Source organism: Thermoleptolyngbya sp. PKUAC-SCTB121, from assembly GCF_016919485.1.
Taxonomy (GTDB): Bacteria; Cyanobacteriota; Cyanobacteriia; order Elainellales; family Elainellaceae; genus Thermoleptolyngbya; species Thermoleptolyngbya sichuanensis.
Map to the genome: position 1 here is coordinate 1,915,661 of NZ_CP070366.1, position 14,327 is coordinate 1,929,987.

Annotated in this window: 11 protein-coding genes; 5 read left to right on the forward strand and 6 right to left on the reverse strand. The window is 55.9% G+C overall.

Annotated elements, in window-relative coordinates:
* Positions 1 to 56 precede the first annotated feature (56 nt).
* Together JTM80_RS08040 and JTM80_RS08045 are read right to left on the reverse strand one after the other, a co-directional pair.
* Positions 57 to 959, reverse strand: a complete 903-nt coding sequence (locus tag JTM80_RS08040; RefSeq protein ID WP_205370934.1) for an endonuclease/exonuclease/phosphatase family protein — start codon at positions 957 to 959, stop codon at positions 57 to 59.
* Positions 960 to 1,178: 219 nt separating this feature from the next.
* Positions 1,179 to 2,078 (reverse strand): tetratricopeptide repeat protein, encoded by a 900-nt coding sequence (locus tag JTM80_RS08045; RefSeq protein ID WP_205370936.1) that lies wholly within the window; start codon positions 2,076 to 2,078, stop codon positions 1,179 to 1,181.
* A gap of 249 nt (positions 2,079 to 2,327) precedes the next feature.
* On the opposite strand from JTM80_RS08045, the gene JTM80_RS08050 reads away from it, so the two are divergent.
* From JTM80_RS08050 to sixA, 3 genes are all read left to right on the forward strand, one after another.
* On the forward strand, positions 2,328 to 3,737 hold the full coding sequence (locus tag JTM80_RS08050; RefSeq protein ID WP_172358557.1) for an aspartate ammonia-lyase: 1,410 nt from the start codon (positions 2,328 to 2,330) through the stop codon (positions 3,735 to 3,737).
* A gap of 322 nt (positions 3,738 to 4,059) precedes the next feature.
* Positions 4,060 to 4,356 carry a hypothetical protein gene (locus tag JTM80_RS08055; RefSeq protein ID WP_172358556.1) on the forward strand — a complete coding sequence of 99 codons (297 nt, stop codon included), beginning with the start codon at positions 4,060 to 4,062 and terminating at the stop codon, positions 4,354 to 4,356.
* A gap of 109 nt (positions 4,357 to 4,465) precedes the next feature.
* Positions 4,466 to 4,963: a phosphohistidine phosphatase SixA gene (gene sixA, locus JTM80_RS08060; RefSeq protein ID WP_172358555.1), complete on the forward strand. Its 498-nt coding sequence runs from the start codon at positions 4,466 to 4,468 to the stop codon at positions 4,961 to 4,963.
* A 25-nt stretch (positions 4,964 to 4,988) separates the two neighbouring features.
* On the opposite strand, the gene JTM80_RS08065 is transcribed toward sixA, so the two are convergent.
* Together JTM80_RS08065 and JTM80_RS08070 are read right to left on the reverse strand one after the other, a co-directional pair.
* Entirely contained in the window at positions 4,989 to 5,522 is a 534-nt protein-coding gene (locus JTM80_RS08065; RefSeq protein ID WP_225906796.1) for a hypothetical protein, read from the reverse strand.
* Positions 5,523 to 5,673: 151 nt separating this feature from the next.
* Positions 5,674 to 7,359 carry an AarF/ABC1/UbiB kinase family protein gene (locus JTM80_RS08070; protein WP_172359117.1) on the reverse strand — a complete coding sequence of 562 codons (1,686 nt, stop codon included), beginning with the start codon at positions 7,357 to 7,359 and terminating at the stop codon, positions 5,674 to 5,676.
* Positions 7,360 to 8,262: 903 nt separating this feature from the next.
* Here JTM80_RS08070 and JTM80_RS08075 point away from each other — a divergent pair.
* Positions 8,263 to 10,479, forward strand: a complete 2,217-nt coding sequence (locus JTM80_RS08075) for a PhoX family phosphatase (RefSeq protein ID WP_172358554.1) — start codon at positions 8,263 to 8,265, stop codon at positions 10,477 to 10,479.
* Positions 10,480 to 10,574: 95 nt separating this feature from the next.
* Here the strand turns inward: JTM80_RS08075 and JTM80_RS08080 are convergent, their stop codons facing one another.
* Positions 10,575 to 12,260, reverse strand: a complete 1,686-nt coding sequence (locus JTM80_RS08080) for an ABC transporter substrate-binding protein (RefSeq protein ID WP_205370940.1) — start codon at positions 12,258 to 12,260, stop codon at positions 10,575 to 10,577.
* 369 nt (positions 12,261 to 12,629) lie between these two features.
* Between JTM80_RS08080 and JTM80_RS08085 the strand changes: the two genes are divergently transcribed.
* A complete protein-coding gene (locus JTM80_RS08085; RefSeq protein WP_172358553.1) occupies positions 12,630 to 13,049 on the forward strand; it encodes a hypothetical protein in 420 nt (139 codons plus the stop codon).
* A 64-nt stretch (positions 13,050 to 13,113) separates the two neighbouring features.
* On the opposite strand, the gene JTM80_RS08090 is transcribed toward JTM80_RS08085, so the two are convergent.
* A complete protein-coding gene (locus JTM80_RS08090; protein WP_172358552.1) occupies positions 13,114 to 14,130 on the reverse strand; it encodes a sulfate/molybdate ABC transporter ATP-binding protein in 1,017 nt (338 codons plus the stop codon).
* Positions 14,131 to 14,327: the final 197 nt, after the last annotated feature.

Sequence of the window (14,327 nt, forward strand, 5' to 3'; positions counted from 1 at the left end):
TTTTAGATTTTGGGCAGAAAGTCTATCAATCCTCACCAATCCAAAGTCAAAAATTTCTAGATTTCTAGCTCAATCACCACCGGGCAATGGTCAGACGCTTTGGGATAGCTGCTGCCTACGCCGTTGAACCGCTGGATTGCGGTGCGTTCGGCTCGTTTGGGCAAACCGCGCCGCTCGATGTAGGGAAGCGCTTGGGGATTGGCTTCGGCGAGCGATCGCGACAGCAGGATGTAGTCCAACTGGTGATATTCCTCGCCCCGCGAAAAGAAATGCGTCCAGCGCTGATCAGGACGCAGCCGTTCGATCACGTTCTCCAGCCAGGGCTGGCCGAGCAGCGGCTCTAGCCCCAGCGACGGCAGATAGTCGTTGAAATCGCCCAAAATTACCCAGGTTGCCGCACCCGGATCGGCTCCAAACCGCTCATGCAAAATCTGCACAACGCGCTGGGTCTGGATCTTGCGGATATGCATGGTTTCCTCGCGCCCCTCATGCATAGATTTGAAATGATTAACAAACACCGTCAGCGGCTTGCCGTCGGGCAGTTCGAGGTCTACCTCTAGGCAGTCGCGGGAAAAGATCAGGTGGCCGCTGGGAGCGCGATCGAACTGGTGCGTGCGGATGTGGCGAAAGGGAAAGCGGCTGAGCAATCCCACGTCGATCAATCGGCGATCGTTGCCGTCGATGACCAGCTTGTAGGGATAGTCGGGCATCAGCGAACGAAACTGGCGCACAAACTGCTTCAGCGTGTCCATACTCTCGACTTCTTGCAGTCCGAGAATATCTGCCCGCAGCGCCCCGATGGCTTCCGCCGTGATCCGATCTTTCCCTTCCGAAAACGGAATGCACTGCGTCACGCTGGCAGTCCACTTTTCGGGAAGCTCATCGTAGGGAAGGTCTTCCTTAAACTGAAACCGGGCAAACAGGTTTTCAGCATTGAACGTACCGATGCGGACGCGCATAAGCCAGGCCAGAGCGACAACCCTGAGACCATTGCAGCGTCGGGGTGACGCAGCAACGTGTCCCTATCATATCGACATAATATCGACTGAGAGGAGCCGCCACAGATCGCGTCCAATACCTGTAGATAAAATCTCGATGATCGGTTCCCAAGATCAGTTCCCAAGATCAGTTCCAAGCGACCTGATCTCGGTTTCCTCGGTTGTCCCGCTTGTCCCGCCTCAATCGCCCAGGAGTGCCTGAAACTCCGGACTATGGCGCACATTGTCAAAGCTGGTATCCGTCTGCGCCATCACGCGGTAGAGATTGGGGCTGAGAACCACGGCCCGATGCAGATTTCTCAGGGTGCGCTCCAGATCGCCCTGGAGGCTGCGGGCGCAGGCTTTGCCATACCAGGCTTCGGGATTGTCGTCTTTGCATTGCAGCGATTGGTCGAAACTGGCGATCGCCTCTTCAAACCGCTCCAGCTTGACCAGAATAATACCGCGATAGCTCCAGGCATAATGGCAGGTGGGCTTAATGGTCACCGCCGTCTCTAGGCTGGTCAGTGCTTCCTTGTAGCGGCGCAGCGCCCCCAGGGCCAGACCCCGGTTATACCAGGCGCGGTAGTTGTTGGGGCGCAGTTCCACCACTTTGTCAAAACTGGCGATCGCCTCTCGATAGCGATACAGCCGATTTTGGGCGTAGCCCCGGTTATACCAGGCCTTGGCATCGGCGGGGTCAAACTTCACCGCTTTGTCAAAACTGGCGATTGCCTCTTCGTAGCGCTCCAGCCGGGCCAGCGCAATGCCCTTGCCGTGCCAGGCCAGCGCGTTTTTGGGCTTGAGCTTCAGGGCCCGCTCAAAACTAGCGATCGCCTCTTCGTCATACTCCAGCGCGTGCAGCGCAAAGCCCCGCTTCATCCACGCCTCCGGATGGTCGGGCTGCTGTTGCAATAAACGGTCAAATCGAGCTACTGCACCCTCATACCGGCCAACCCCGTAGAGTGCCATGCCCTGGTCGAGCCAGGTGCTTAAATCTTGTGTATGCTCTTGAGCCTGATCTGGAATCTCTGGGTCTTGCACTCGGTCTTGAGTGTAATCAATCTGATCTTTTGTCTGACTCTCTTTTGTCTGACTCATAGCACTACTTAGTCATCGCGCCACCTGGCAGAGAAGCGAATGAAAAAGCAAAAACCCTGCTTTCTCTAAGTTAATCGAGAATGCAGAACTAGCCACTTATCAACATCCCGTGAGATAGGCGTTTAGTTTCCCGGAGTGTTTCATTCATAATGATGAAGTCCCAATCTCGCCATGCACCCTCCTGAAAGCTAGTATGCCCAGGTTGAATAGGGGTTTCATAGCGGGAAATTACGTGAAACGACGGGTGATATGGCGGATTTTCGGATAGAGCGCGACTCGATGGGAGAAAAGCAGATTCCCAACGCGGTGTATTACGGGATTCAAACCCTGCGGGCGGTCGAAAATTTCCCCATCAGCGGGCTAAAGCCATTGCCAACCTATGTCGATGCTTGCCTGCTGATTAAAAAAGCAACGGCGATCGCCAATGGAGAACTGGGCTGCATTTCTGAAGACCTCAGTCGGGCGATTGTGCAGGCAGCAGACGAGATTCTGGCGGGCAGCCTGCGAGATCAGTTTGTGGTGGATGTGTATCAGGCGGGCGCGGGCACGTCGCACCACATGAACGTGAACGAAGTGTTGGCCAATCGGGCGCTGGAAATTTTGGGCGATGAAAAGGGCAATTACAGCCGCGTCAGCCCGAATGATCACGTCAACTATGGGCAATCGACCAATGATGTGATTCCGACCGCCATTCGCATCGGCGGGCTGCTGGCGCTGGAGCGGACGCTGTATCCTGCCCTGAAGGGGGCGATCGCCGCGCTCCAGGCAAAGGCCGGGGAATATCAAGATGTGGTGAAATCCGGTCGGACGCACCTGCAAGATGCCGTCCCGGTTCGCATGGGCGACACCTTTGGCGCATGGGCGCAGATCTTGGCAGATCATCTAGCGCGGCTCCAGTTTGCCGAAAAAGACCTGACAGTGCTGGGGCTGGGCGGCAGCGCGGCGGGCACAGGTATGAACACGCATCCCAAATACCGCTTCCGGGCAGCAGAGATTCTCTCCACGCTGATCGATAAGCCGCTCACCTCTGCCCCGCATCTGATGGCGGCTATGCAGAGTATGGCTCCTTTTGTGGCAGTCTCCAGCGCAATTCGCAACCTGGCCCAAGACTTGGTGAAGATTTCCCACGACCTGCGGCTGATGGATTCTGGCCCCAAGACGGGGTTCAATGAAATCCAACTTCCGCCGGTGCAGCCCGGTTCCTCCATCATGCCGGGGAAATACAACCCCGTGATGGCGGAGATGATTTCCCAGGTCTGTTTTCAGGTGATGGGCTACGACGCGGCGATCGCCCTGGCCGCCCAGGCAGGACAGCTTGAACTGAACGTGATGATGCCGATGATTGCCTACAGCCTGATCCAGAGCCTTGAAATCTTGGGAAATGCGATCGCCGCGCTGACGGAAAAGGGGCTGAAGGGCATCGTGGTGAATGGCGATCGCTGTCGGCAATACGCTGAAGGCAGCCTCGCCCTGGTAACGGCGCTCAACCCGCACATCGGCTATCTCAACGCGGCAGCGGTGGCCAAAGAATCGCTAGAAACCGGAAAATCCCTGCGGCAAATCGTGCTGGAGAAGGGATTGATGAGCGAAGCAGATCTGGCGAACGTCCTCAATCTGGAGCAAATGAGCGCCATGACCCCGGCCCAGACCGAAGGGTAGCAGTGGGAATTAGCCGTGGGAAGTAGTAGAAAGTAGCAGCGGGAAGCAGCAGGAAGTAGCAGCAGTGGGAAGCTGCTGCGGGAAGTGGCTGTGGGAAGTAGCTGTGGGAAGTAGCTGTGGGAAGTAGCTGTGGGAAATGGACGAATTTTTAGTCTTGCCAGGAAAACCGGGCGGGCGATCGCTCACCTAAAGTCTTGAGAAGATTCCTTAAAATCGCGTACCCATTTCCCAGAAACCATCGCAATATTGAAGCATTCGCGCCTTTCGAGACGCAGATTCACCGAACGCCCGCGCACACCCGCATCCCCACTACTGGAAGGTCATGGAATATCAAGAATCCCTCTACACCCAGCTCACGTTTCACTACGTCAACGGCACCAGCGAATCCTTCAACCTGTATGCCCCGATTGAAAGCGATGGCACGCACCAAACCACCCAACTCGAAGTGCGCCATCTGCTGAAAAAAGACTGGTGGATCGTCAACCTGCCAGAGCAAACCGTGTTCATCAACGTAGACAACGTGCTGAAAATGGAGATGAAACCTGCTCTGTCCCAGCTTCAGGGCGAAGATGTCTTCTCCAACGCAGAGCGCGTGACGGCTCTCAATCGTTCTCGATAGCGTTCTCGATAGCGGGTTGAATGCGGTGATGGAGTTGCCAATATTCGACGCTCTGCCACCTTCGTCCTCCCGTCATTTCTGTTCCCATGTCGCTTGGTTCTTCCCCTTCATGACCCTTGAACTCTACCTGATTCGTCACGGACTGGCGGGCGAGCATGGCAGCTATGCCAACGACGACGAACGCCCGCTGACCGAAGAAGGTCAGCGAAAAACCCGGCAGGTGGCCGATCGGCTGCACAAGCTGGACATTCGGTTTGACCATGTGCTGACCAGTCCGCTGGTGCGGGCGCGGCAGACGGCGGAGATTCTCTGTGCCGCAGGGCTGAGCCAGTCGCTCGAAGCGTCGCGCCATCTCGCGTTTGATGGGTCGCTGCTCGACTGGCTGCCCTGGTTTGATCAGTGGCGGCAGACGGGAGCCAAGACGCTGGCGCTGGTGGGGCACGAACCCTGTCTGAGTGAATGGACGGAACGCCTAGTGTGGGGCGATGTGAAGCACCATGTCGTTTTCAAGAAGGCGGGTGTGGTGGGGCTGCTGGTGCCCCAGAGCGGAACGCCCGTGGGCAATAGTCAGATTTTCTGGCTAACGCCGCCGCGATTTTTGATTTAGTGGACTCTATCGCAGCGGGATCTGACTAGGACTGTCGGCGGGCGATCGCCCCTTGCAGCAGCCACAGCAGCCCCAAGCTCAGCGCCCCGCTCAGCAGCCCGAAGCTCACCTGCGGCTTTCCCAAAAACACGCACACCCCGCCCGCGCCCGCCAGCACAATGCCTAGCCCACGCCCCAGATTCAGCATTGTGGCGATGGTTTCTGTGGCGTGCGTATATCTGGCAATCACGTCACCATCGGCGGTCAGCGGCGCAGAGGCTTCTACCAAGTGCTGGAGCGACTGATACTTCGCCAGATCTAGCTGATAATACGTGCCCAATTCGGCATCGCGCAGGCTAGGAACCGAATGTAGCCCAAAATGCTTGGCATGGGCGATCGCCGCTCGAATTTGCCGCTGCGTTGCCACGGGTCCCAGCGCCTCAAAGAGAGAAGCTCGGTAGACCCCCGTTTTGCCCATGTCCAGGATTCGCTGGCTCAGTTCCGCCACCGAAAGCCGCCGGGCGATTTCAGGGCTAGCGCCATGACGAGTTGCGCTTGTCTTTTGCCTTGTCTCTTGCATAGATCTGCCGAAATTGCCAGAATCGAGTTTCTCAGGCAATCCCCAGCATAATACAAGCGAACCAAAGCCGCTGGAATCAGACGCAAACTTTTTGATACTTCGTCCAAGTTCACCCTTCAGCCAGGCTGATTGAAGTCTGTTGTTCCAGGGTCTACTCTTCTGGGCGAGGCACCAGCAGCGTGGCGACGGAAGGCAGCAGGGCCGCAGCGCGATCGCTCGTTTCTCTGGCGATCGCCCCCCAAGCGGCGCTGACCAAGCGACCCGGCTGGAAGTCATGTTTTACCAGTTCCCAGAGGCGCTGTACGTCGTCGGTGTGGAGGCGATCGTCTTCTGTGAGGGCAAGGATGATTTCGCGGCGGAGAAACGCGCCCTCGTCCGACATGAGGTATTGCAGACCCAGTTGGGCGGTGGGCAGCAGGTCAAAGTTGTTGTCACTGCGGGCGATCGCAATCAGGTTTTCCAGCCGCTTCCAGTTCAGCTTGCCGTCTTTGAACAGAACTTCGAGCAGGCGGCGGCGCAGGGCAGGCGTTTCTCCCTTCAGCAAACGCTGTGCCACGTAGGGATAGGCCACTTCCACAATCTTGAAATCGGGATTGAGGCTGAGAGCCAGCCCTTCTTGGGTAATCAGCGATCGGATAATCAGCGCAAACTTGGCAGGTAGCCGGAACGGATACTCGTACATCAGCGCCGAAAACTCGTCGGTGACGGTTCTAAAGTTAAAGTTGCCCACGCTCGCGCCGACGGCGTTTTGAAACACCGCTTGCAGCGCCGGAATAATCGGGCGGATGTCAGTATCAGGCGTGAGGAACCCCAGCTTTACAAAGTCCCGCGCCATCTCTGCATAGTCTTCGTTGATCAGATGCACCACGGAATCCACCAGCGTTTCCTTAGTGGACTGATCCAGCTGATCCATCATGCCAAAGTCGATATAAGCCATCCGCCCATCGGCCATGGCAAACAGGTTGCCGGGGTGGGGGTCGGCATGGAAAAAGCCAAACTCCAGCAATTGGCGCAGACCCGACGTAACCCCGATTTTGATTACAGCGTCGGGGTCAAGGCTCATGGCGCATAGCCCCGCCTCGTCGTTGAGCTTGCAGCCGTCGATCCACTCCAGCGTCAGCACATGCGGGCTGCTATAACGCCAGTAAATTGAGGGCACTTTGACCGTAGGATCGTCCTGAAAATTGGCGGCAAAGGCTTCGGCGTTGCGCCCTTCGTTGAGGTAGTCGATTTCCTCAAACAGCTTTGTCCCAAATTCATCCACAATCAGCGTCAGATCGTGCCCCAGATTCAGCGGCAGAAACGGCTCCATCCAGCTGGCGGCCCAGCGCATCAGGTACAGATCCAGCGTGATTACGGGCATCAGGCGGGGGCGCTGCACTTTTACTGCAACGGTTTCGCCTGTATAAAGTTTGGCCTTGTAAACCTGACCGAGGCTGGCGGCGGCGACAGGTTCTGACGAGATCTCTTGATACAGCTCGGAAACCGGGCGCTCTAGCTCAGACTCAATGATGCTAAAGGCGATGTCGTTGGAAAACGGCGGCAGCTTGTCTTGCAGCTTGACCAGTTCATCCAGGAAGTCTTTGCGGATCAGGTCAGGGCGAGTCGAGAGGGCCTGTCCAACTTTGATAAAGGTGGGGCCGAGGCGGGTCAAAATGTGGCGAAGCTGGGCGGCACGGCGGGGTTGATGATCCCCAGCCTGTCCACGCCACTGGTCTATTTGCAGACCCAGAAGAAACCCGGCAAACATCCAGACGATGGAAACAGCACGCCAAAGGGACTGCCAGGGGCGAGTGCGGTAATGTTGGGCGATCGCCTCTGGGTCGTAGCGCCGCATCTGACCCAGAGAAGGCTGACGAGAAAGCTGACTCACGCTTGCGTATCCTCTCAAACCAAAGGAGTGCGACTCAAAACCTGCCATTGCCTGCCAGCAACAGGGTTTGGGTGTGAGGTCGCAGGGGGAAGTGGAAAACCCCAACTTCCCAACGGTAGCACTCAGGCAGGTCTGGGCGGGTTTGAGATGGTTCGGGATTAGGATTCCCGATAGAGCATCTAAGGCTGCTCTATTTACCATCGTATAAGAAACTACATCGAATGAAATGGCGATCGCCCATCTCAGTAAACTTTCTGAATATTTTATTCCAATACATTAAATAGATGTTATCGATTTGTAATTCTGAAACCTGCTATTCTCAGCACTTCACGCTGCGTTAAGTGAATGTTAAGCCTTGCGGCTCAAGTGTAAAGAATTTCAAACAGAGTACATACTTCTTAATGAATTTGCGAGGCGTGGGATCAACCCTGGGAGGGGGCGATCGCCCTTCTTGGTACAGTTCAGGCTAAGGGCGATCGCCCTCTATGCATCCTGGCAAAGCTCTTAACCAAACCCTAACCCGCCTAGGGCAAGCCAGCACCGGGCTAAATCTCTAGATTTTTCAAAGGCATTTGATCCAAAGCCTTAACGAAGGCATTACAGACTCTTAATCCAAACTCTGTAGATTTTTAAGCTATGTCAGTTATTTCCTCAGTTTCTCCTCATCCAACGCGCCCTAGTCTGGTTCGCTTGTGTCCCAAGCTCATACTGAATTTCTGATTGATTTCTGACTAGCTGGACTTGACTCGATGGCTCTAGTTTGACGGTTCTAACTTGTCTTAGAAGGGGCGCGATGGAGCAGGCGAGGCTGAGCATACAAACAACTCTGACGATCCAACGCACTTTTTGAGAGAACACTACTGAAATATGAGTCTCAAACGCAGACACTTTCTGATGTTTATGGGTGCAAGTGCTGGCTCTCTGGCGCTGCAACCCTTGGTGCAAAATGGGCAAAAGCTGTCTCCCGCGCTGGAAGGTACGCCCGCCTCAGCGCAGACTGCAACGCTCCCCTTTACCCCGGTCAAGGGGCCTATGCCTGTCGAAACGGACGGCGTTTCGCTGACGAACCAGATCTCCCAATACAGCACCTTCGCTGTGAAAGATGACGTGGTGCTGCCTCCTGGCTATACCTATGACGTGGTAGCTGCCTGGGGCGATCGCGTAGGCGATTCTCGCTTTGGTTACAACAACGACTACATTTCGCTGATCGAGACGGCACCGGGCGAAGGCTTTTTGGTAGTCAACCACGAGTACATTAGCTCTGTGCCCTGGAACGAAACCTTCCAGCAGGTTATTGGCAAGCCTCTGCCCGTTGCAGAAATTCAAGCGGCTCTGGCATCCGCCGGGGATGCTGGCATTAACGCCTTCGCGCTGCCAGATGGCGAACCCCTAAAGGCAACTATTGCTCAGTACTGCGAAGAGGCCATGATTGACCTGGGCATGTCGGTTCTTTCGGTACGGCGAGATGCTAGTGGCAAGTGGGTTCGCACCAACTCTCGCAATGATCGCCGCATCACGGGCGTGTCTGGTCTAAAAGATGGTCGCTACCTGAAGACGACTGGCCCCGCTGTAGCCATTTTCCGGAAGCGCAGCGGACAGGGCTATGTGGATACTCTGGGCGACAAGGTGATCGGCACGTTTAACAACTGCTCCGGTGGAACCACTCCCTGGGGTACGGTATTTAGCGGCGAAGAAAACATTCAGGACTTCGTGCCTGAGGCCGTCTTCGCGGATGGCACTTCTTTTGACCCTGGCAAGAAGGCTTTCATTGTCAATAGCGAGGGCGTAGACGGCACAGGCAATGTGTTTGGACTAGCCGGCAACAAATATGGTTGGGCAGTTGAAGTAGACCCGTCTAACCCCAACGACTATGGCACCAAGCACACTTGGTTGGGTCGCTATCGCCATGAGGGCTTTGGCATCCGGGCTGTTGCAGGACAAAAGCTGGCGGTTTACTCGGGCTGCGATCGCCGGGGTGGACATCTCTACAAGTTTGTAAGTGACGGCACCGTGCGTGATCCCAAGAGCAAGTCCAACTCGCGCCTGATGGAAAACGGGATGCTCTATGCCGCTAAGTTTAACCCCGATGGCACTGGCCGCTGGATTGCGCTGAAGGCAGATACGCCCGTTGATCCCGAACTGCCCAGCGTCCATGTGGGTGGCATGATTAACCTGCCGAATCGTCCTGATGGTGGATTTAGCAAGGTGACCGATGATGGGGCGATCGCCGCTTACAAGTCCCGGTTTAAAACGCTGGGCGACTTATACGTTGGAAATGCCGAGGAAAAGCAGGGTGCAATCCTGATTGACGCACACTATGCTGCCAATGCTGCTGGAGCCACCTGCACCGCTCGTCCCGAAGATACAGATTTGGCCGCCGACGGCACGTTGTTTATCGCCTTCACCTCTGGTTCACCCAGCGGTAGCGATGGCAGCCCCAACAAGTTTGTCTTCAAGGCACCCGCTGGGGAATCTCAGTGGGAGTACGGCTGGATCGTTAAGCTAATGGAAGACGGCAACAACACTGCTTCGATGACGTTCAAGTGGGATGTGATGGCCCTGGGTGGAGAACCCGCTGACGGTGGATTTGGCTTCGCCAACCCCGACAACCTGGAGTTCGATGCGAAGGGCAATCTGTGGATGGTCACGGACATGTCCACCGACAAACACAACAAAGAGGTTGCCAGCCGCATCAAGTCCGATGGTTCCAAAGTGAGCCAGTCTGACCTGCGGGGTCTATACGGCAACAACTCGGTTTGGTACTTCCCCATGTCGGGAGCAAACGTTGGGGAAGCCTATATGTTTGCTTACGGCCCAGTGGAGTGTGAAATGACCGGGCCCTTCGTAACCTCGGATATGAAGAGCTTCTTCCTGTCGGTTCAGCACCCTGGAGAAATTGGAGGGGTTCGTAAGCAAATGAAGTCTGAGACTCGCAGGTTTGCAATGCGAACCACCGATGGTAAGGAGTTTGAGCAAACTCGCGAAGTGCCCATCGGTTCCAATTGGCCGGGAAAACAGCCCAACGATCCGCCCAAGCCCAGTGTGATTGCAATCCGTCGCATCAGTGACGCACCGCTCGTATAGGTTAGGTTCTGAGTTGGCTTGAGTGATCAGAACGCCCCCTCACCTTGACTTTGTTGAGACTCTGTTGAGGTGGGGGGTGTTTTTATGCTCAGCGCTTACTTACTCATTTGCCAGAAGAAGAACTGCTGGGTGGGCTGAATGGCCGCGCCTTTGACTGTATTTTGCACGAAGATGTAGTCCTTGTTCTGCCACAGGGGAATGTAGGGCACATCTTCGACCAGCAGGGTTTGCAGGTCTTTGAACATCTTGGCGCGGGCAGCAGGGTCTTGCTCAGCCCGTTGCTTGGTCACAAGTTCGTTGGCCTTGGGGCTGTAATAGAAAGATCCATTGCCCTGGCTAGCCCCTCGCTGGCAGAGGGTTTCGGGAGAACCCTGGTCGCAACTTAGGAACGGATGTACAAAGTTGTCGGGATCAAAGAAGTCGGGATACCAGTTCAGCAGCACTGTTTGGTATAGCCCGTTGTCCACGCCCTGGGATAAGGTAGCGCGTTCGGCGCTGTTGACGGTGACGGTGACGAGGCCTGGCAGACCGCGCTCGATGGACTGCTTCATGGTGTTGGCAACGTTGGCGCGGATGGTAGAGGCAGAGGGATACCAGACCTCGAAGTTCAGCGGATTTGCCTCGGAATAGCCAGCGGCGGTGAGGAACTCGCGGGCTTTGTCGAAGTTGCCGTCGCCGTAGGCCTCTTTGAATACGGGGACAGAATCTTCAAAGGCAGGGGGAATGATGGTGTAAAGCGGGGCGGACTGACCTTGAAAGACGCGCTCGTTGATCAGGTTCCGATCAATCATGGCAGCGATCGCCTTCCGCACGTTCAGATTATTGGTCGGCTCCACCTTCTGATTCAGCGTCATGTAGTTAACGACGGTCGTGCCCGCTTCGATCACTTCCCAGCCGCCGCTGCTGGTTTCCCGCTTGAGGCTGGTAATTTGTTCAGGATCAAGCGTTTGATAGGCGACATCCAGCCCTTTGGTGCGGAAGGTGTTGTAGAGGTTAGCAGGGCTGGCGTAGATCTGGATGTCGATGCCGTCGTTGGCGGGCTTTTCGCCCCAGTAATCGGGGTTTACGTCCAGCTTGATGGAGTCGGGCGTGAGCGAGGCCACTTTGTAGGGGCCGCTGCCGATGAAGCTATCGGGCTTGAATTTGCCTTCTCCAATTTCATAGCTGCTGGGGGAGACGGGCGTGACACCCCAGAATGTGAGCAGGGCGGGAAAGGCGGCAAAAGGCGACTTGAGCTTGATGGTGAGTTCGTAGTCGCCGCTGGCAGTGACAGACTCGACTTGATCGGACAACAGGAAAGACGGGCCGCCGCCATTTTGCATGAAGCGATCGATGGAAAATTTCATCACTTCGGCGTTGAAGTCGGTGCCGTCGTGCAGCTTTACGCCTTGGCGCAGGGGGATTACGTAGGTTAGCCCGTCTTCGCTGACGGTGGGCATTTCGGTAGCAAGCTGGGGCACGATGTCGGTGGTGCCTGGTTCGTAGGTGTAGAGGCGATCGCCCAGGTTATACAGCAAAATGCCGCCGAAAATCGTGTAGGCATCGGCGGGATCGAGGGTTTCGATCTTTTGCGTTGTGCCCATTGCGATGCGGCCACCGGACGTAGAACCCGTCGTCCCTGTTGCGTCGGGAGCGGGTGCGTTGCCCGTCTGCGAGCCACCGCAGCCGACAATGAGCGCCACGCACAGACAAAATAGTGCGGCAAATTGGGCGATTCGCATCCTGCCCCGCTCTGGCATTGTCCATTGCCCGCGACCCCGTTTTACCAATCCCTTCATCATGCGTCCCATTGCGTCCTAAATCTCTCTACTCTTTCAGCAAGCCCGCTTAGCGAGCCGCCAATCGCATTAAAGCCGATCGCATTAAAACTGTAATACACCACCTGCCTTCTTGGCGCAGCAGTCAGAGTTTGAGGATGAATTTGAGGGTGAATTTGGAGGGTGGATTTGAGGGCAGGGCGATCGCCCCTTCGATCCACGCTCTGCCAACGATCTGGTTTTGCCCGTCTTTGCCTCGTTTCATCAAGCAAAAATAAACCCTGTCTCAGTAATATTGCGGATTTCTGGCACTTATGCTTTGCTGAGGATACTCCGTAGATTCACAGAGTTTTAGACCAAAATTTAGACGGGGTTTAACAGGAGTCTGAAGGTATGACTGAGGCGGATTTGGCTTTGGCGAAGGCTTTCCTGCTGTTTTCGGTGGCAGGGTATACGATCACGGCGGTCAATGCTCATCCCCAGCCCTGCTCCGTTTCGCAGGTGGTGGCGGGTTGGGCAGATGCGATGGTGATAGGCATGACGGGCGATCGCACAACCGAGGCTCTGTCATCGGCTACATCATCGATGCCGACCAACCCGCATGGCGATGTTTCCTTATCGTTTCCGCTATACCTGAGTCAGCGCCCTACGCTGTTCTCAGATCGTGTAAGTTTGGCCAGTCCTCCCAAAACGAGTCCGGCAGTCTGGCAGAATGCTGCCCAGTTCACCCAGGGTTTTTCTGGTCTTCGCTCCGACCAGCCGCTGACCTTGCCGCCTGTGCTAACGGAGGCCGGGTTTCAGTTTCAGCTTTAGTACCCCTGGGTTCAGGGCGAACGTTCCGCCGATCTCCCGTGAACGTAAAGGTTTAGACCCCAGGCTAAATCGAGTAATACAAGGGAAATGCCTTGGCATCCTTGGGTTTGACGTAGACGCGCTGGTTGGGCTGAAGCTGTAGCTCATCGAAGCGATCGCGCGTTAGGTGGGCCGTCAGCACTTGCCCGTCGTCCAGCGTCAGTTCTGCCTGAATCTCCCAGCCCAGATGAATGATCCGGCTAACGCGGGCGGGAACCGTCGTGCCATTGGGCTGCACCTCCACCATCACGTCCTGCGGTCGCAGAAACACTTCTGGATGGGGTGAATCGAAGCCGTTGCCCTGAAAAATGTGGGAGGTGCTGGGCAGCACGTTCACCGGGCCGATAAAGCTCATTACAAAGGCGCTGGCGGGATGGTCGTAGATTTCCGCAGGCGTGCCCATCTGCTCTACCCGTCCCTGATTCATGACCACGATTTCATCAGAGACTTCCATCGCCTCTTCCTGGTCGTGCGTGACGAAGACCGTAGTGACGTGAACCTCGTCGTGGAGCCGCCGCAGCCAAGCCCGCAGGTCTTTCCGCACCTTGGCATCCAGTGCCCCAAAAGGCTCATCAAGTAATAGCACCTTGGGTTCCACCGCTAGGGCCCGGGCCAGGGCGACGCGCTGCCGCTGTCCGCCTGAAAGCTGAGATGGGTAGCGATCGCCCAGCCCGTTTAACTGCACCAGATCCAGCAGTTCCTCAACCCGCTTTTTCACCTTGTCTTTGGGGACTTTTTGGAGTTCTAGCCCAAAGGCAATATTCTTCCGCACCGTCATGTGCTTGAACAGAGCGTAGTGCTGAAACACAAAGCCAATGTTGCGGTCCTGCACGCTGGCATAGGTAGCATCTTTGCCCGTTAGCAAGATGCGCCCCGTATCGGGCATTTCCAATCCTGAAATCAGCCGCAGCAGCGTGGACTTCCCAGACCCCGACGGCCCCAGCAGCGCCACCAGCGATCCCGTCTTGATCTCCAAGCTGACCTGATCGACCGCGCAAAAGCTGCCAAAGCGCTTTGATACGTTTTCAACAACAATCCCCATTGTTCAGAAATCCCCAAGAACTGGTGAAGCGGAGTGCAGCCGGGTGGTAGGTTAAGGACGCTGGGCGATCGCCCCATAACTCGTCAGAATATCACCCTAAACGGTGCTTCGGTGAACGTAACTCAATGCTCAACTCAACACTCCTCAACTCAACACCCAATAACGAATGAAAGACGGATGAAAGTCCGGTTTTCAGA